General features: G+C 75.3%; 16 protein-coding genes. 10 read left to right on the forward strand and 6 right to left on the reverse strand.

From position 1 onward, the window contains the following. Genes ACIA8O_RS03280 through ACIA8O_RS03315 form a run of 8 tightly spaced genes read left to right on the forward strand, consistent with a single transcriptional unit; the run spans position 1 to position 8,163 of the window. Positions 1–1,122, forward strand: coding sequence for an NAD(P)/FAD-dependent oxidoreductase (locus tag ACIA8O_RS03280; protein ID WP_396291791.1), 1,122 nt, complete (start codon positions 1–3; stop codon positions 1,120–1,122). Beyond that, positions 1,119–2,426 (forward strand): acetyl-CoA carboxylase biotin carboxylase subunit family protein, encoded by a 1,308-nt coding sequence (locus ACIA8O_RS03285; RefSeq protein ID WP_396291792.1) that lies wholly within the window; start codon positions 1,119–1,121, stop codon positions 2,424–2,426. Before ACIA8O_RS03280 ends, ACIA8O_RS03285 begins: the two co-directional genes overlap by 4 nt. Further along, positions 2,423–2,770, forward strand: a complete 348-nt coding sequence (locus tag ACIA8O_RS03290; RefSeq protein WP_396291793.1) for a hypothetical protein — start codon at positions 2,423–2,425, stop codon at positions 2,768–2,770. The genes ACIA8O_RS03285 and ACIA8O_RS03290 overlap by 4 nt, the downstream gene beginning before the upstream one ends. Further along, the gene (locus ACIA8O_RS03295) at positions 2,763–4,127 is read left to right on the forward strand and encodes an FAD-binding oxidoreductase (protein WP_396291794.1); all 1,365 of its coding nucleotides are present in this window, start codon (positions 2,763–2,765) and stop codon (positions 4,125–4,127) included. The genes ACIA8O_RS03290 and ACIA8O_RS03295 overlap by 8 nt, the downstream gene beginning before the upstream one ends. A 20-nt stretch (positions 4,128–4,147) precedes the next feature. Beyond that, positions 4,148–4,717 carry a flavin reductase family protein gene (locus ACIA8O_RS03300; RefSeq protein ID WP_396291795.1) on the forward strand — a complete coding sequence of 190 codons (570 nt, stop codon included), beginning with the start codon at positions 4,148–4,150 and terminating at the stop codon, positions 4,715–4,717. A gap of 1 nt (position 4,718) precedes the next feature. Beyond that, positions 4,719–5,972: an acyl-CoA dehydrogenase family protein gene (locus tag ACIA8O_RS03305; protein ID WP_396291796.1), complete on the forward strand. Its 1,254-nt coding sequence runs from the start codon at positions 4,719–4,721 to the stop codon at positions 5,970–5,972. A 39-nt stretch (positions 5,973–6,011) separates the two neighbouring features. Next, positions 6,012–6,878 (forward strand): dimethylargininase, encoded by an 867-nt coding sequence (ddaH, locus tag ACIA8O_RS03310; protein ID WP_396291797.1) that lies wholly within the window; start codon positions 6,012–6,014, stop codon positions 6,876–6,878. A gap of 34 nt (positions 6,879–6,912) precedes the next feature. Further along, complete coding sequence (locus ACIA8O_RS03315; protein ID WP_396291798.1) at positions 6,913–8,163, forward strand: ATP-grasp domain-containing protein; 1,251 nt, start codon at positions 6,913–6,915, stop codon at positions 8,161–8,163. A 55-nt stretch (positions 8,164–8,218) separates the two neighbouring features. Here ACIA8O_RS03315 and ACIA8O_RS03320 read toward each other — a convergent pair whose 3' ends face one another. Further along, positions 8,219–9,514, reverse strand: a complete 1,296-nt coding sequence (locus ACIA8O_RS03320; RefSeq protein ID WP_396291799.1) for a cytochrome P450 — start codon at positions 9,512–9,514, stop codon at positions 8,219–8,221. 120 nt (positions 9,515–9,634) lie between these two features. On the opposite strand from ACIA8O_RS03320, the gene ACIA8O_RS03325 reads away from it, so the two are divergent. Further along, positions 9,635–10,276: a hypothetical protein gene (locus tag ACIA8O_RS03325; RefSeq protein WP_396291800.1), complete on the forward strand. Its 642-nt coding sequence runs from the start codon at positions 9,635–9,637 to the stop codon at positions 10,274–10,276. Between the two features lie 27 nt (positions 10,277–10,303). On the opposite strand, the gene ACIA8O_RS03330 is transcribed toward ACIA8O_RS03325, so the two are convergent. From ACIA8O_RS03330 to ACIA8O_RS03350, 5 genes are all read right to left on the reverse strand, one after another. Then, on the reverse strand, positions 10,304–11,311 hold the full coding sequence (locus ACIA8O_RS03330; protein WP_396291801.1) for a lytic polysaccharide monooxygenase: 1,008 nt from the start codon (positions 11,309–11,311) through the stop codon (positions 10,304–10,306). A 40-nt stretch (positions 11,312–11,351) separates the two neighbouring features. Next, entirely contained in the window at positions 11,352–12,713 is a 1,362-nt protein-coding gene (locus tag ACIA8O_RS03335; RefSeq protein WP_396291802.1) for a PAS domain-containing protein, read from the reverse strand. 46 nt (positions 12,714–12,759) lie between these two features. After that, a complete protein-coding gene (locus tag ACIA8O_RS03340; protein WP_396291803.1) occupies positions 12,760–13,470 on the reverse strand; it encodes a peptidoglycan-binding protein in 711 nt (236 codons plus the stop codon). Positions 13,471–13,773: 303 nt separating this feature from the next. Beyond that, positions 13,774–15,219: a choice-of-anchor A family protein gene (locus tag ACIA8O_RS03345; RefSeq protein ID WP_396291804.1), complete on the reverse strand. Its 1,446-nt coding sequence runs from the start codon at positions 15,217–15,219 to the stop codon at positions 13,774–13,776. Between the two features lie 97 nt (positions 15,220–15,316). Beyond that, complete coding sequence (locus ACIA8O_RS03350) at positions 15,317–16,660, reverse strand: sensor histidine kinase (protein ID WP_396291805.1); 1,344 nt, start codon at positions 16,658–16,660, stop codon at positions 15,317–15,319. Positions 16,661–16,848: 188 nt separating this feature from the next. Between ACIA8O_RS03350 and ACIA8O_RS03355 the strand changes: the two genes are divergently transcribed. Continuing rightward, complete coding sequence (locus ACIA8O_RS03355; protein ID WP_396291806.1) at positions 16,849–17,415, forward strand: hypothetical protein; 567 nt, start codon at positions 16,849–16,851, stop codon at positions 17,413–17,415. Positions 17,416–17,424: the final 9 nt, after the last annotated feature.

The raw sequence follows: 17,424 nt of genomic DNA on the forward strand, positions 1-17,424 counted from the left end.
GTGGCCGCGGAGAGCCGCCGGGTGCTGGTGGTCGGCGCCGGGGTGACCGGACTGCTCACCGCGGTGCGCTGCTCGCTGGCCGGGCACCGGGTCACCGTGCTGGACCGGGGCGCCATCCCCAACCCCGGCTCCACCTCCTTCGACCAGCACCGGGCCGTCCGCGCGCTGGACCCGGCCGATCCGGCCGCCTCCCGGCGCACCGCCGTCGCCCACCGGCGCTGGCTGGCCCTGGAGGCGATGCTCGGCACCCGCTTCTACCGGCGGGTGGGCATGGTGACGGCCTGGCCGGCCGAGGAGGCCGGGCAGGTGGCGGCGGTGGCCGCCGAGGCCGGGCTGCCGGTCAGCCTGGTGGAGCCCGCGGCGCTGCCGCACGTCCGCTTCCCCGAGGGGACGGTGGGCGTGCGGGAGCACCACGGCGGGGTGCTGCTGGCCGACCACGCGCTCCAGGCGGTGGCCCGCTGGCTGGCCGCCCGCCCGGGCGTGACCCTGATGCCCTGGCAGGAGGTCAAGGCCGTCGACCCGGAGACCGGCGAGGTGCACCTGCCCGACGCCCGCACCCTGACCGGGGACCTCACCCTGATCGCCACCGGCCCGTGGTCCAAGGACCTGGTCGACCTGCCGATGCTGCTGCACCGTCAGACCCTGGTCTACCTCAAGCCGCCCGAGGAGCTGACGGCGGCCTGGGAGCGCACCCCGGGAGTCGGCCGGATCGGCAGCGAGGGCCTGGCCTGGCTGCTGCCGCCCGGTGACGGGACGCTGCTCAAGGTCAGCTCGGCGGCCGTCTGCCGGGAGGCCGAGCTGGCCACCGACGGCACCCCGGAGGAGGAACTCCGCTGGGCCGAGCAGGTGCTGGCCGAGCCGATCCTCACCGATCCGGACCGCTACCAGGTGCTGGCGGTCAAACGCTGCCACTACCTGGTGGACGCCGGCACCGGCGCCGCCCACCTGGTCCGGATCGGCCCCGGCACCTGGGCCAGGACGGCCAGCGGCGGCGACGGCTTCCGCACCGCCCCGCTGGTCGCCGACCGGATCGTGGCGGCGCTGGAGAGCCCCGAACCCTTCGAAACCCCTTCCCCCGCACCCCACGTGCAGTCGCAGTCGCACGGAGAGGAGACGCCATGAGCGGTGACGAGGACCGCGTGCTGCTGGTGATCGGCAGCGGTCTGCGGTACTACCGCGAGTACCTGATCGAGTCGGCCGCCCGCCGGGCCGCCGAACTCGGCCTGAAGCTGGTGCTGGTGAACAACCTGCACCCGACCTGGCAGACCCCGTACTTCGACGAGATCACCGTGGTCAACGTCTTCGACCACGAGCAACTCCGCACCGCCGCACGGGAGATCGCCGGGCGGCGGACGGTGGCCGGCATCCTCTGCTACGACGAGCCGCTGGTGATGCCAACCGCCGAGCTGGCCGCCGAGTTCGGCCTGCCGGGCCTCGGCCTGGCCGGGGTGGTCGGCTGCCGGGACAAGCACACCACCCGCACCCTGCTGACCGCCGCCGGACTCCCGCAGCCCGGCTTCGCGTTGGTGGACACCCCGGAGGCGGCCCGGGCCGCCGCGGCCGCCATCGGCTACCCCGTGGTGGTCAAGCCGCGCGCGCTCGGCGCCTCGATGGGCGTCGTGCTGGCCGAGGACGAGGGCCGGCTCGACCAGGCGTACCTGGTGGCCGCCAACGCCGGGATGGTCGGCGACGAGCCGTACCGGGGCGGGGCGATGGTCGAGGGCTACGCCGACGGGCCGGAGATCAGCGTGGACGGCGTGGTGCAGCGCGGCGAGTACCGCGCCGTGCTGGTGGCCCGCAAGCGGACCGGGCTGCACCCGTACTTCGAGGAGCTCGGCCACCTGGTGGACGCGGACGACCCGCTGCTCCAGGACCAGGTGCTGCTGGACGTGCTGGCCAAGACCCACCAGGTGCTCGGGGTGGAGGACGGCATGACCCACGCCGAGCTCAAGCTCACCCCGTACGGCCCGGTGGTGATCGAGGTCAACGGCCGGCTCGGCGGGGACCTGATCCCCTACCTGGGACGGCTGGCCACCGGGATCGACCCGGGCGAGGTGCTGGTGGAGACCGCCCTCGGGCTGCGCTCCGACCTGACCCCGCGTCACCGGGGCGTGGCCGGCATCCGGTTCGGCTACCCGGGCGAGGACTGCACGGTGCGCGAGGTCCGGGTGCCCGTCGGCCTCCCCGGGCTGGCCGCCGCCGAGCCGATGGTCTCGTCCGGCACCGAGCTGCGGCTGCCGCCCGGCGGCTACCTGGCCCGGCACTCCTTCGTGGTCTGCACGGCCGAGGGCCCGGAGGCCTGCGAGGAGCGGTTGGACGCGGCGCTGGCGGCGGTGGAGCTGGACGCCACGCCGCTGGCCCGCAAGGAGATCGACGCGGTGCTGGAGATGCCCGCCGGACTGCTGGACGTGGATGTGGACGCATGAGGATCGACTACGACGGACGGCAGTTCCGCAAGCTGGAGTCCGCGGACGGGGTGGTGGCCCGCTACCACCAGTCGGACGACCTGGTCTGGGCGGACTTCGCGGGCGGCCCGGTCCGCCGGGGCAACGTCAACGGGGTCTGCGACCCCGACGGCACGCTCCGGCTCGCGTACACGATGGTGCTGGCGGACGGCGAGGTGATCGCCGGACACACCGTCAACACCCCCTACACCGGCCCGGGCGGGGACCTGCTGATCCGCGAGGAGTGGGAGCGCTACGGTCCGCACGCGCAGAGCGGCACCTCCTTCCTGACCGAGGTCACCGGCGAGGAGGGCGAGGATGCCTGACTGGGAGGGCCTGCGGGCCCGGGTGGACGGCGTGGTCCGGCTGCCGGGGGAGGAGGGATACCAGGAGCGCAGCTCCGCCTTCAACCGCCGCTACGCCGGGGTGGCCCCGGCCGGGGTGCTCTCGGTCTCCGGCGTCGCCGACGTGGCCCGGGGCGTCGCCTGGGCCCGGGCCGAGGGGATGCCGGTGGTGGCGAGGGGCGGCGGCCACGGCTACTCCGGGCAGGGCACCGCCGCCGGCGGCCTGGTGCTCGACCTCCAGGGGCTGGACACCATCCGGGTGGACCGGGAACGGGAGCTGGTCACCGTCGGCGGGGGAGTGCGCTCCGGCGAGCTCTACGCCGAACTCCAGCGCCACGACCTGGCGGTGCCGCTCGGCAACTCCGACCAGGTCGGCATCGGCGGCCTCACCCTGGGCGGCGGCGTGGCCGCCGTCTCCCGGGCCTTCGGGCTCACCTGCGACTCCCTGGTGGAGACCGAACTGGTGCTGGCCGACGGCTCGTTGGTGCGGTGCAACGAGACCGAGCACCCCGATCTGTTCTGGGCCTGCAAGGGCGGCGGCGGAGGGAACTTCGGCGTCAACACCTCCTTCACCTTCCAGGCCCGCCCCACCGTGCCCAGCTCCACCTGCCTGCTGCTCTGGCCGCTGGCCGACGCACCGGTGGTGCTGACGGTGATGCAGCGGATCATGGCCGCCGCACCGGACGAGTTCGCCGCCCGGATCGGGGTCAACCGCACCGGGGCGGACGGCGGTTCGGTCTCGGTGATCGGCCAGCACCTGGGCCCGGCGAGCGAGCTGCGCGAGCTGCTCGCCCCGGTGCTGGCCGCCGCCGCCCCGGAGCGGACGGTGGTGGAGGACATGGGGTACTGGGAGGCCAAGGACTTCCTGCACCACGAGACCTCCGGGGACCCGTTCGCGGTCCGCACCAGGACGGTGACCGAACCGATCGGCCCGGCCGCGATCGACACCGTGCTGACGGCGCTGCAGAAGTGGCCCGGCAGCGGGAACCCGGACGGCGCCGGCGTGGCACTGTTCACCTGGGGCGGGGCGATCAACCGGGTGCCGGTCACCGAGACCGCCTTCCCGCACCGGGACGTGCTCTTCCTGGTCTCCATGGACACCTCCTGGAGCCCCGACGACCCGGCGGAGCTCCGGCAGGCCAACCTCGACTGGCTCACCGACCTGCACACCGCGATGGGCGAGCACGCCCGGGACGCCTCCTACCTCAACTTCGCCGACCCCGACCTGCCCCCCGCCCGGGCCCTGGCCGCCTACCACGGCCCCAACCTGGCCCGCCTCCAGGAGGTCAAGCGCCGCTACGACCCGGACCGGGTCTTCACCCACCCCCAGGCCGTCTGAGACGGAGAGGAGCCCACCCCATGTCACCCGATCTGCGCGGCGTGATGCGGGACTTCGCCACCGGAGTCTGCGTCGCGACCACCTACGCCGACCGCGACGGCACCCGCCGCCACGACGCGGTGACGCTCAACTCGCTGACCTCGGTCTCGCTCGACCCGCCGCTGGTCTCGCTCTCCCTGCACCGCGAGTCCCGCTTCCTCGGGGACCTGCTCCAGACCAAGAAGTGGGCGGTGGCGATCCTCGACGCCGAGGCCGAGCCGCTGGCCCGCTCGCTGGCCCGGGGCCGTCCCGAGCGGGCGGCGGCGGTGGCCGCCCTGCCCGCCAGACCGGGGAGCGAGACCGGCGCCCTGCTGCTCGACGCGATGGCCGGACTGGAGTGCGTCCTGCGGGACAGCTTCGAGATCGGCGACCACACGATGGTGATCGGGGAGGTGGTCGCCACCGCCGGCGGCGGCCACCGCCCGCCCCTGCTCTTCCTGCACGGCGGCTTCCGGCAGCTGCCGCCCTCCGCCCCTTCCGCCTCCTCCATCCCCTCCGCCCCCTCCATCCCTTCCGTCCCCTCCGCCCCCTCAGCCGCGAAGGAGTCCTGAGATGCCCCACCCGACGCCCATCGCCGCCCCGGCCCCCGCCGCCGTGGCACGGCCCGCCGCCCCGGCCCCCGTCCCCACCGAGGTCCCCAACACCGCCGCCGGAATCCTGGCCGCCGCACGGGAGTTGGCCCCCTGGCTGCGCGAGCGCGGCGAGCAGATCGAACGGGCCCGCCGCCTTCCCCCCGAGGTGGTCGAGGCGGTCCGCGCCACCGGCGCCTTCCGGATGGGCTTCGCCCGCTCCTGGGGCGGCCCCGAGCTCAGCTCGATCGAGCAGACCGAGGTGGTGGAGGCACTCGCCTACGGCGACCCCTCGGCCGGCTGGGCCGCCATGATCGGCATGGACTCCGGCCTCTACGCGGCTTTCCTGGACGAGCCGGTGGCCAAGGAGATGTTCCCCCGCCTCGACATGACCACCGCCGGGCTGCTCTTCCCCACCGGCCGGGCCGAGCGGGTCGAGGGCGGCTACCGCCTCAGCGGGCGCTGGCAGTTCGGCAGCGGCATCACCCACGCCGACTGGGTGATCTCCGGCGCCTTCGTCTTCGAGGACGGCGTGCCCTACCCCGCCGAGGGCCCGCAGGACTCCGTCCTGCTGATGGTGCCCGCCGCCCAGGTCGAGGTCATCGACACCTGGCACACCACCGGCCTGGCCGGCAGCGGCAGTTGTGACTACGCCATCAAGGACGTGTTCGTCCCCGAGGGGCGCACCCTCACCTTCGACACCGTCCGGGGCGCGGCCGGCCCGCTGGCCCAACCCGAGGTGCACATGCGCAACATGCCCGGCGTCCCGCTCGGCACCACCCGCGCCGCCCTGGACTGGGTCCGCGCCCAGGTCACCGCCAAGTCCGGCCCCGGCGGCTCCGGGTGGGCCGACAACTGGCGCATGCAGGTCACCCTCGCCGAGTGCGAGGCCGACTTCCACGCCACCCGCCAGGGCGTCTACGGCGCGCTGCGCCGCCAGTGGGAGGTGCTCTCCGCCCCCGGCGGCACCCTGGACGACCTCACCCCCGAGGAGCGGGCCGCCCTGCCGCTCTCCCGGCTGCACGCCTTCCGCACCGCCCGCTCCATCCTCACCCGGCTCTACGACCTGATGCAGACCTCGTCGGTCTACCGGCCCAACCCGCTCGACCGCTGGCTGCGCGACACCATGACGATGTGCCAGCACGTGGTGGCGCAGGACAAGATCCTGCAGTCCGCCGGTGCCCACCTGCTCGGCAGCCGGCCCGGGTTCCCGCTCAGCCTCGGCATCACCAGCTGAACCCCTCCCCCCCACACATCCCTGAGAGGACCCGCCGCCATGACCGAGCTGCTCACCCCCGCCGCCGCCTCCGCTCCCGCCGCCCGTTCCGCGCGGATGCCCCGCCGGGCCAGACTGCGCCACTTCCTGATGTGCCGTCCGGACTTCTTCGACGTCACCTACTCGATCAACCCCTGGATGAACCCGGCCAAGCCCACCTCCAACTCCCTGGCCGTGACCCAGTGGGAGGTGCTGCACAACCTGCTGGTCTCGCTCGGCCACCACGTCCAGACCATCGACCCGGACCCGGCCCTGCCCGACATGGTCTTCGCAGCCAACGGCGCCACCGTGGTCGACGACAAGGTGCTGGTCGCCCGCTTCCGCCACCCCGAGCGGGACGGCGAATCCGCCCACTACGTCGAGTGGTTCCGCTCCCAGGGCTTCGCCGAGGTGGTCCAGGCCGAGTACCCCAACGAGGGCGAGGGCGACTACCTCACCACCGGCCGCGCCATCCTGGCCGGCAACGGCTTCCGCTCCGACCCGCGCTCCCAGGCCGAGGCCACCGAGCTGTTCGGCCGCCCGGTGGTCGGCCTCCAGCTGGTCGACCCGCGCTTCTACCACCTGGACACCGCGCTGGCCGTGCTCGACCAGGACGAAGTCATGTACTACCCGGCCGCGTTCAGCGAGGAGAGCCGCGCCGTGCTGCGCGCCCTCTTCACGGACGCGGTGATCGCCACCGAGGCCGACGCGGTGGTCTTCGGCCTCAACGCCGTCTCCGACGGTCTCAACGTGATCCTCCCCGAGGCCGCCACCGGCCTGGCCGCCCAGCTGCGCGAGCGGGGCTTCCGCACCCACGGGGTCGACCTCACCGAGCTGTTGAAGGCCGGCGGCAGCGCCAAGTGCTGCACCCTCGAACTCCGCCACTGACCGACCCGTCTGCACGACCTCGAAGGAGAACCCGATGACCTCGCAGCAGCAGCCCTGGATCATCGTCGGCTACGTCAACGTCCTCCCGGTGGTGAAGGAATTCGCCCCCGGCTCGGTGATCGTCATCGACGAACCGGACGTGATCCGCAACCGCGACCTGAAGTCCGCCCTGGACGGGGCCGTGATGCTCCGCGAGCTGATCGGGTGGGAGTACCAACTGCCGGGAGCGGCCGACGAGTTCTACAACACCTATCCCGACCTCGACCCGGCGCTGATCGCCCCGCTGCTGGAGTACGCCACTCCGTTCGCCGCCCGGTTGGCCGAGCGCTACGGTCTGCCGGGCGCCGGGGCCGGCGCCGCCCAGGTGATGCGGGACAAGGCCCTGCTGCGCAAGGTCACCCGGGCCGCCGGGATCGCCAACCCGGCCTCCCAGGAGGTCGGTTCGGTGGAGGAGGTGCGGGAGTTCGCCGCCGCGCACCCCGGCTCCCTGGTGCTCAAGCCCGCCAACCGCCAGGCCTCGGTGGGCACCCGGGTGCTGCACGCCCTGGACGGCCTGGAGCCGGTCTGGGCCGACTGCCTCACCCAGGACGAGGGCTATCTGGTGCCCGACCGCGAGCGCGAGCTGCGGATGCTGGTCGAACAGTACGTGCGGGGCGAGGAGTTCAGCGTCGAGCTGCTGGTCCGCGAGGGCGAGGTGCTGTTCTCCAACGTCACCGGCAAGCTGCTCTACCCCGGCGACCGCCCGATCGAGCTCGGCCACTCCGTCCCGGCGGCGGGCATCTCCGCCGCGCTGGGCGAGCTGCTGGTCGCCGAGACCGGGAAGGTGCTGCGGGCGGTCGGCTTCGGCAGTGGCATGGTGCACTGCGAGTGGATCGTCAGCGAGGGCGTCCCGTACCTGGTGGAGTGCGCGGGGCGGTTCCCCGGTGACGGCATCCCGATGCTGATCGAGGAGGCCTACCGGATCAACCTGGCCGCGGAGTTCTACACCGTCATGCAGGGCGGGCGGCCCGACCCGCTGCCGCAGGAGGCGGCCGGCGGGGCGGCGGTGCGCTTCGTCCAGGCCGAACCGGGCGAGGTGGTCTCCGTCACCGGTGTGGAGGAGGCCCGCGAACTGCCGGGCGTGCTCTCCCTCTCCCTGCACCTGGAGCCCGGCCAGACGGTCCGTCAGCTGCGCAGCTCCTGGGACCGCGCCGGCTCGGTGATGACCCGGGGCGCCACCCCGGAGGAGGCCCTGGCCAACGCCGAGGCCGTCACGGCCGCCATCACCGTCCGGACCACCGGCTGACCCCCACGGAGGCCGGTGCCCTTTCCCCTGCGGGACGGTGTACCGGCCTCCGGGCTCAGCGGGAGGCGGTGAGGGTGGCGAGGACCGGGCCGTCGGGGCGGACGGTGATGCTGTAGGAGGCCCCGGTCGGGGGGTTGTGCAGGCTCACCGTCCAGGCGGGGAGCAGGAGTTCCAGCAGGGCCGCGGTCTCGCGCAGGGCGAACTGGGTGCCCAGGCAGGCGCGGGCGCCGAGGCCGAAGGGGAGGTAGGCGCCGAGTTCGGCGGGGCGGCGGCCGGGGGCGGTGAAGCGGGCGGGGTCGAAGCGTTCGGGGTCCGGCCAGCGGGCGGGGTCGCGGTGGGTGAGGTACGGGGAGACCAGCACGTCGGTGCCGGCCTCGATCCGGTGGCCGCCGAGCACATCGGCCTCCAGGGCGTGGCGGGGGAGCAGCCAGGCGGATGGGTAGAGGCGCAGCGTCTCGTGGACCAGGGCGAGCACCGCCTCGCGCCGCTGCGGCGAGCCCTCCACCCCGGCGGCCAACGCGGCCTCCCGGGCGCCGGGGTGACGGTCCAGCAGCAGGTACAGCCAGGTGAGGGTGGTGGCGGTGGTCTCGTGCCCGGCCACCAGCAGGGTGACCAGCTCGTCCCGGATCAGCCGGTCGGTGTACCCGTGGCCCTCCTCGGTGAGCAGGGCGAGCAGCCCGGGCCCGTCCGGCCCGGGCCGGCCCGAGCGGGCGGCCTCGACGGCCCGCTCGGCGATCAGGTCGATCCGGGCCAGCTCCCCGGCCACCGCCGCCGCGGCGTCCGACGCGTCGGCGGGCAGCTCCGGCATCCGGGCCACCACCGTGGCCACGGCGCCGAGTTCGCGGTCGGTCGCCTCGTCCAGCGGGTGGCCGGTCAGGGAGCGCCAGATGGTGTCGAGCGCGAAGCGCCGCATCTCGTCGCCGAGGTCCAACACCCGGCCGTCGGCCGCCGGGCCGGCCCAGCGGTCGGCGGAGGTCCGCGCGGCGGCGGCGATCCGCCGCTCGTACCGGCGCATCCCGGTGCCGGTGAACTGCCCCTGCAACAGCTTCCGTTGGCGCTTCCAGGCCTCCCCGGTGGCGGCCAGCACACCGTCACCGATCAGCATCCGGGCCCGGTGCGAGCGCTTGACGTAACGGTCCGGGTGGTGCGCCAGCACGTGCTGCACCTCGGCCGGCCCGGTCACCAGCACCGTCGGCCGGTCCCCGACCGGCACCCCGGCCACCGGCCCCAACGCCTGCTGTGCGGCGGCCAGGAGCTCCACCAGCTCACCGCCCCGCTCCCGCCAGGCGGCCGCCACCGCCGGGTCCAGCTGGGGCACGGGAAGCGCTGCGGTCACTGCTTCGGTGGACACCGGTCCGCTCCTCACTCTCCGACGGCACGTCAGTACGGACCGTACGCCATCGGCGGTGCCCGGTGACACCCCGCTATCGTGTCGGTGATCACCGCACGACCACGCACACGGGGGCACTGAATGACCGTCAACCGGCCCGGACAGCCGACCGACCTCCCACCGGCCGAGGAGCTCTGGGCCCGCTGGGCCCTGCTCGCCGCCGTCACCGCGACCACCGAGGCCGAGGCCCGCCCCTCCGCCCACCGCCACGGCCGCTGGATCGACGAGGACGGCCTGCACTGGGACGACAGCGGCTGCACCTGGTGGCTGCTGGCCCGGTGCGGCGACGGACGCTTCGTCCTCTACGGCGAGGACGAGTCCAGCGCGGTCAAGTGGCACGAGCCGGCCATCGACGTGCTCGCGGGCGGGCCGGAGTGGCTCCCCTACGAGGAGCTGCGGGACCGGATCGAGGGCTACGAGATCGGCTGCGTCTACTGGTACGAGAACGGCGCCTGGGCCCGCGCCCCGTACCCGGACGACCTCGACGACGACGGCCTGGACTGCGGCATGGGCGACGTCGTCGACCGCGCCGGCCTGCTCCGCGACCTGCGGTTCCACCTGACCGCGGCCGCCCCGGTGGAGCACCTCCTCTCCGCCGCCGAGGCCCACCGCCTGGACCCCCAGGAGCTGGTGTCCCACCTCGGCGCGACCAACGGCGACGGCGACCCGGTGGACCACCCGGCCGTCCTGCGCTCCCTGGCCCGTACGGCCCTGACGGGGTGAGCCCGGCCGGGCGGAACTGACGGCCGTTCAGCGGTGGTTGCCCCGGCCGGGGCGCAGGCGGCGGCGGAGCAGGACCGCCGCGCCGAGGAGCAGGGGGGCGGAGACGAGGGCGACGACCAGGCCGACCGGCGCGCCCGGTGCGTCGGCGGCCGTGCGGGCGAGCTGCGGGCCGTTCTCGGAGACGGTGGCCGTCGGGGGCGCGGTGGGCGGGACGGCCGGGGCCGGCGGCGCGGAGGAGGCGGCCGGGGCGGTGGGCGGGGTGGGGGTCGCGGTGGAGCTCGGGGCGCGGGACGGGGAGGGCGTCCGGGCGGGGGTGCGGGAGGGCGACGGCGCGCCGGTGCCGTGGTCGTGCCCGGCGTCGGTGGTGCCGGGCACGGCGGCCGTGGGTGCGGTGGCGGCCGTCCCCGCGCCGTCGAAGACCACGTCGGAGCAGGAGTAGAAGGCCTCGGGGCTGTCGGAGCGCTGCCAGATGACGTAGACCAGCTGGCGGCCGGTGCGCCCGGCGGGGACGCGGCCCGGCAACAGGTAGGAGCCGTTGGAGAGTTGCGGGTCGGTGGCGGTGAGGAAGGGCTTCGGGTCGAGGTTCGCCCAGGTCAACGGCTTGGTCGGGGAGTAGCTCGCGTTGGTCAGGTAGAGCTCGAAGGTGCCCTTGTGCGGTGCGGTGGCCCGGAACTCGAAGGTGTAGGCGGCCCCGGAGGTCAGCCTGGTGGCGGGCCAGTCCGCCCGGGGCAGGTCCAGGCCCCGGTACGTCGGGTCGCCGGCGCTGCACAGCTTTCCGTCCGGGATCAATTGGCGGTGCCGTCCGGCGGCTTCGCCGATCCGCAGGCTCATCCAGTCGTAGAGCGCGGGGGTGCCGCCGAGGGCGACGGCCGCCTGACAGGCGGCGGACTTCGGGTGTTCGGCCCCCTCCAGGTAGCACCCCTCGATCCGGCTGAGCGGTTTCTGGAGCGAGCCGTGGGCCTGGGCGGGGCCGGCGGTGGCGGTCAGGGCGGAGGCGAGCAGCAGGGCGGGGGCGAGTCGGCGGAGGACGGGCACGAGGTTTCCCTTCGGGGGCCGGACCGGTGGTGACGGATCGTCAGGCGGTCTGGGAGATGCCGGGCGAGGAGGGGGAGGGGGCGGCGCGGTGGCGTCCGGCGCGCCGCTCGGGCGGCGGGGCGATGGCCAGCGGCGGCCTAGGGGGTGGGGCCGCAGCCGGGGCGAGGCCGAGCAGCAGGGCGTCGGCACCGGGACGGGCGTGCCGTCGGCGCGGGGAGGGCTTGGGCGGCTCCGCGGGCAGGCGCTGGTCGGCGCTGACCCCGACGGCCGCCGCGTGCACGGTGAGACGCACCCGGTCGGCCCCGGCGAGGAGGTCGCCCCACTCCGTGGCCCGGTCCGCAGCCCGGTCCGCGGCCCGGTGCAGCACCTGGTGCAGCGCCACCGGTTGGGCGCGCGGCGGTCCGTCCGGCGCCACCGGGGCCGGGAGTGCGCCGAGGACCTGGTCGACCACGGCCCGGGAGCGGGCGAACTCCGCCGAGAGCTGGCGGAGTTCGCCGATGGCCTCGGGCCAGAGCCGGGCCGCCGGATCGTGGGCGAGGTGGTGGAGCCGGTCGGCGAGGGCTCCGGTGGACGGGCCGAGGCTGTTGCGGAGCACCGCGGTGAGGTAGGCCTGTCCGGCGGCGGCGGAGAGTTCGCGTCCGCGGTCGGTGAAGGCCATCACCGCGCCGGCCACCCGGCCCTCGTGGTGCAGCGGGGCGGCCCGCAGGTCGACCGCGAGGGACACCCCGTCCTTGCGGCGCAGCGTCGCACAGCCGGCGCTGCGCCGGCCGGTGGCCAGCGCGGCGAGGACGGCGGGCGGGGCCGCCGTGGCCCCGGACGGCAGCAGGGAGCGGAGGGGGAGGCCCGCGAGTTCGCCGGCCCGGTAGCGCAGCAGGTGGAGCGCCGCCGGGTTGGCCAGCACGCAGTTGCCGTCGGTGTCGATCCCGAGGACGCCCTCCGAGCAGGTGCGCAGCACCGTCTCGGTCTCGGTCCGCAGCCGGACGAGTTCGGCGTGGGCGCGGCTGAGCTCGGTCAGGTCCCGGGCGGTCAGCAGCAGCAGGCCGGTGGGTGGTTCGGGGCCGACCGGCGGCAGCAGCAGGGCGGCCAGCTCGTGGGTCAGTTCGCTGGTGCGGACCTCGGCGGGGAAGGTGGTGGCGTCGGTGCGGCGGGCGGTGGTCCGGAGCGTCTCGACCGGGCCGAGACCACCGGTCGGCCGCATCGAGCCGGGGATGCGGCGCGGGTCGAGCCCGGGCAGCAGGTCGAGGACGCCCAGTCCGACGAGGACCGTGCCCGGAGCCTGGAAGGCCTGGTGGGCGGGCGAGTTGGCGGCCAGCACGGTGCCGTTGCTGTTGATCAGCAGGGCCGGGTCGGGCAGGGCGTCGAGAACGGTGGCGAGGGCATCGCCGGGCAGGGAGGCGTTCACGGTGTCCGTCCGGTGGGGTGGGCTGTCGGGTGGTCGGAAGACGGGGTCAGCAGGTGGGCACGGCGGCTTCCAGCGCGGCCCGGGTGGCCGGGCCGTAGACGCCGTCCTCGCCGCGGATGCCGGTACGGCGCTGGAAGGAGAGCAGGACGGCGGCGGTCCAGTCGTCGAACACTCCGGTCGGGATGCGGTAGCGGTTGGGCGCACAGGCCAGCTCCAGCAACAGCGTCTGCAGGCGCCGCACCTGAGGGCCGGTGTCGCCGCGTCGGAGCACCGGGGCGGAGGTCGGGGTGGGCGGGGCGGGCGGCGGGACGGACGGCACGGGGGACGGGGTGGTGGGCGGGGGAGTCGGGGTCGGTGCGGGGGTGGTGCCGGATGCCGTGCCGGGAGCCTTCGGCGAGGCCGGACGGGCGGTGGGTGTGCGGGCGGGGGCGGGGGTGGTGCGGGGCCGGGAGCTGCTCGGTGCGGTGCCGGTGGATTCGACGGCGGCCGGGGCCGTAGGTGGGGGAGCGGCGCTCTCCGGCGCGGCTCCGGTCGGATGGAGCGTCAGGGTGAGGGTGGTGGGCGCCGGTTCGGCGTGACCTCCCGCCGGTGCGGAGAGCAGGGCCGGTCCGAGGCTGCCGCACACCGCGAGGGCGCAGGAGGAGGAGAGCAGGAGCCGGGCCCGGCGTGCGGTCCAGCTCCGGAGCCGGTGGGCGCCGCCGGGCCGGGCGGCGGCCGCCGCCCGGGGCGTCACGGGGGTGAGGGAGAACCGGCCCAAGCCGGGATCCGGGGAAGCCGGGGGCGCCGGTGGAACGGGGGGCACGGCCTGTGGCGCGGGCCGTTCGAGGACCTGAACGGTCGTCACGTACGGCCGCACCAGCGGGACGTGGTCGCTCGGTGCCGGTGTGCAGCGGCACGCTTCGCCGTTCCGCGGCGGGCCGCAGTCGGTGCAGCACGGGTACGACATGGTGCGGTCCCTTCGGGACGGGCGGGTGCGGCGCGGGAGGGGGAGGGTGCGGGCGCGGTGTCGGGGGGTCCACCGCGCCCGCGGTTCGGGGGAGTCGACCGCTCGGCCGCGGTGTCAGCCGTCGTGGCGGCGTCGGCGGCGGGCGGCCAGCACGACGGCCCCGCCCGCGGCCACCGCCGCCAGACCGGCCCCGGCGATCGCGAAGGTGCCGGTGGAGCCGGTGAAGGCGAGCGACTTCCCGGGTGTCGGGGTGTCCGGGGTGCCGGACGGCGAGGGTACGGGGGTGCCCGGCGCGGACGGCCGGCCGGAGGACGGCGGCGCGGAGGGCTTGTGGACGGCCGGAGTGCTGGGCGCGGCAGGGGAGTTGGGCGTGCTCGGGGCGCTGGGGGTGCCGGGCGGGGTGGTGGCCGGGGTCGACGGGCTCGGAGTGGGGACCGGCGGGGTGCTGGGCTGCGGCACGGGGGTGGGGGAGCAGGAGAACACCGGCGTGCCGGTCCACGGGTAGTTGTGGCTCTCGTTGCCCGAGCCGTGGGTGTGGATGTCGCCGCCGACGTACAGCCGGCCGTTGGTGCTGGCGGTCAGGTCGGCGGAGGCCTTCGGGGCCAGCAGCGAGCCGATGAAGTTGCCGCCGCCGCCGAGGGTCAACTTCGGTGTCTCGCGCAGGTTGTAGAGCACCTTGGCGGCGGCCTCGCCGAAGTGTGCGGAGCTGTACACGTCGACCCGCTCCCCGTTGTAGCCGACCGCCATCGGCGCGACCGAGACCGGGTGCGTGCCGGTGACGTTGACCAGGACCGAGGCGTCCACCGGGATCGCCTCGAAGACGAAGGTGGACGCCCCGTCCAGGTCGGTGGAGGCGAGCTCGAAGACCTGGAGGGTGCCGTTGGACGAGCCGGTGCTGCGGAAGGTGACGGTCGAACCGGAGCGCTGGGCGGTGCCGGTGGGCCGGAGCGCGCCGAGCGCGGCCGACTGGGCCTGGACGGTCGCACCGAAGCCCGCGTACGGGTCGAGCGCGGCGGCCGCGCCGGTGCCGGAGCGCCGGTCGCCGCCGTTGGTCTCCAGCCGGCCCTGCTCCTCGATGGTGCCGCCGGCCCGGACGGCGCCGCCGTAGCCGGGCCCGGCGGTCAGGCCGGAGCCGATGTCGAGCGTGGTGCCCTTGGCGATCCGCAGGTCCCCGCCGACGGCCAGCATCACCTGACCGCCGGCCGGCAGGATGCCGGAGCCCGCGCCGACCCGGCCGACGTTGAACACCCCGCCCCCGGGGGACTTGGCGAAGGTGGCGTTCCCGGCCACCACCAGCAGGCCCTCGGCCTCGGCGGCCCCGCCGTCGACGGTGTAGCCGCCGCCGGCGAACAGCGCCACGTTGGCGTCGGTGAACTTCGGGTCGTGTCCGATCGGCGGGAATTCGCCGCGGGCCGGGCAGGAGGCCGACCGGCCGTCGGCCGGGGCGGCGTGGGCGGAGGGCACCGGGACGGTGAGGAGAATTCCCGTGCAGGCCGTGGCGGCGAGTGCCGTGCGCAGCGGCGCGGAAATGCGGTCGAGGTTTATGGTTCCGGTCTTCACGACAGCGGACTCTAACAGCGGGAAAGCCACCGGAAAGCGGCTTGATAACGCCGTGGTAACGGAGTTTTCAAGGCTTTTTGCGGCAACTCTAAAGAAACTACAACCGGGCCGAACGTCGCCGGGCCGCCCGGCGTCCGGGGCCCGACGGGGCCGCGGTCGGGGTGGGCCCGGGGCCGCTGGGCAGGGTCAGCTCGACCTGCGCTCCGCCGAGCGCGGCGCGGCCCAGCCGCAGCGAGCCGTCCGCCTCCTCGGCCAGCCGCCGGACGATGTCCAGGCCGAGACCGGTGGAGCCCTCCCGCGCGGAGCCCCGGCCGCGCAGCACGGCGGCCCCCGGGTCGGCGATGCCGGGCCCCGCGTCCCCGACCGTGATCACCACCGGCGGGCCGGAGCGCAGTGCCACCGCGAAGCCGGTGCCCGCCCGGGTGTGCCGGAAGACGTTGCCGAGCACGGCGTCGAGCGCGGCTCCCAGCTCGGCCCGGGCCACCGGGACGGGGGCGGGCCCCGGGTCCTGGGCCCAGTCCCAGCGCCGCCCCTGGTCGTCGGCCAGCGCCGCCCAGAAGGCCATCCGTTCGGCCAGCACCTCGGCGGCGTCGCAGCCGGCCGGCTCGCGCGGCCCGCTGCCGGCCCGGGCGTCGCTGATCACCGCGTCGACCTCGCGCTCCAACCAGTCGGCCACGTCCCGGGCCTGATCGGCCATCGGGCCGTCCTCCAGGGCACCGGCCGTGAAGCGCAGCGCGGTCAGCGGGGTGCGCAGGCGGTGCGACACGTCGGCCGCGAACTCCCGCTCGGCGGTGATCATCTGACGCATCCTCCCCGCCATCGCGTTGAAGGCCAGCCCCACCTCGCGCAGTTCGTACGGCCCGCGGGTGTCGGCCACCGCCTCCAGGTCGCCCGAGCCGAGCGTCCGGGCGACCGACGCCAGGTCCCGGGTGGCACCGACCAAGCGGGCCGCCAGCCGGTCGGCGACCAGGCTCGAGATCAGCACCAGGCTGACGGCCACCCCACCCAGTACCAGCCAGGTGCTCCACAGGCCCCGGGTCAGGTCGGAGTCCAGCAGGTACACCTCCACCACCGCGACCGTCCCCGGCTCCAGGACCACCGGCCGCAGCACCGCGTACCCGCCCGCGACCCGGGCGCTGTACGCCCGCCCCTGCCCGGCCGCCGCCCCGACCTGGCCGGTGTCCGCGTGGGCCCCGCCCACCACCACCCCCGAGGGGAGGTGGACGGCGAGCCGGCCCGCCTGGCCGGCCGGGATGCTGGCCAGCGCCCGGCGCAGCTGTTCCTGATCGGTCGTCACCACCAGCACCGGATCGATCGCGGCGGCCTGCTGCTCGGCCTGGGTGAAGGCCCGTTCCCGGGCGAACTCGCGCACGGTGAGCGCCAGCGGTATCAGGAACGCGAGCGCGACCATCGCGGCCACCGCGACCGCGAAACGGGCCATCGCGCCCCTCACCGGAAACGCCGCCCGGACATCTCCGGCCGAATCCAGGACATCTCTTTCCCCAAGGTCGTCCGTACTTTCTCCGGAAGGCCGCCGAAGAATTCGCCGACGGGTGTCCAGGGCGTCGTTCCGGCCGGAGGCCGGACCGCCGTTCCCGGATTCCGTCGTGGTGGTGCAGGATAGCGGTCATGCGAAAGCGGACCCTCACCCTGGCCTGGCTGACCGCCACCGCGGCGGCGGCCGCGATCTCCTGGGCGGGGGTCAACCTGGTCCTGCGCGAGGCGGTCTTCGGGCCACCGGACGCGGTGTTCGTGCCCACGCGCGTCGTCGCCCTGCCCGGTGCGCTGCCGCCCGTCTCCACCCCGGTGGCGGCGCGGTCCGGCAACGGCACCGGGCCGGCCACTCCGGCGGCCTCCCCGACGGCCAGGACCCCGGCGCCCAGCGTCAGTCCGAGCGCCACCCGGAGCGCACCGCCGCCCGCCGTGCCCGGCACCCCCACCGCGACCGGCACGGCGGGCGGCGACGCGGGCGGCGGTGAGAGCCGTGGCTACACCGTCCGGGGCGGCCGGGTGGCGCTGGCCCTGGGCCGCGACTCGGCGACCCTCATCTCGGCCTCGCCCGGCCCCGGTTGGGCGGTCCAGACCTGGCGCACCGACACCTGGCTGCGGGTCGACTTCACCAAGGACGGCCACACCTCCTCGGTCTTCGCGACCTGGAACGGTCACGCGCCGCTGGTGGAGACCTACGAGCAGTGAGACCGCGGT

The organism is Kitasatospora sp. NPDC051853, assembly GCF_044452665.1.
GTDB lineage: Bacteria > Actinomycetota > Actinomycetes > Streptomycetales > Streptomycetaceae > Kitasatospora.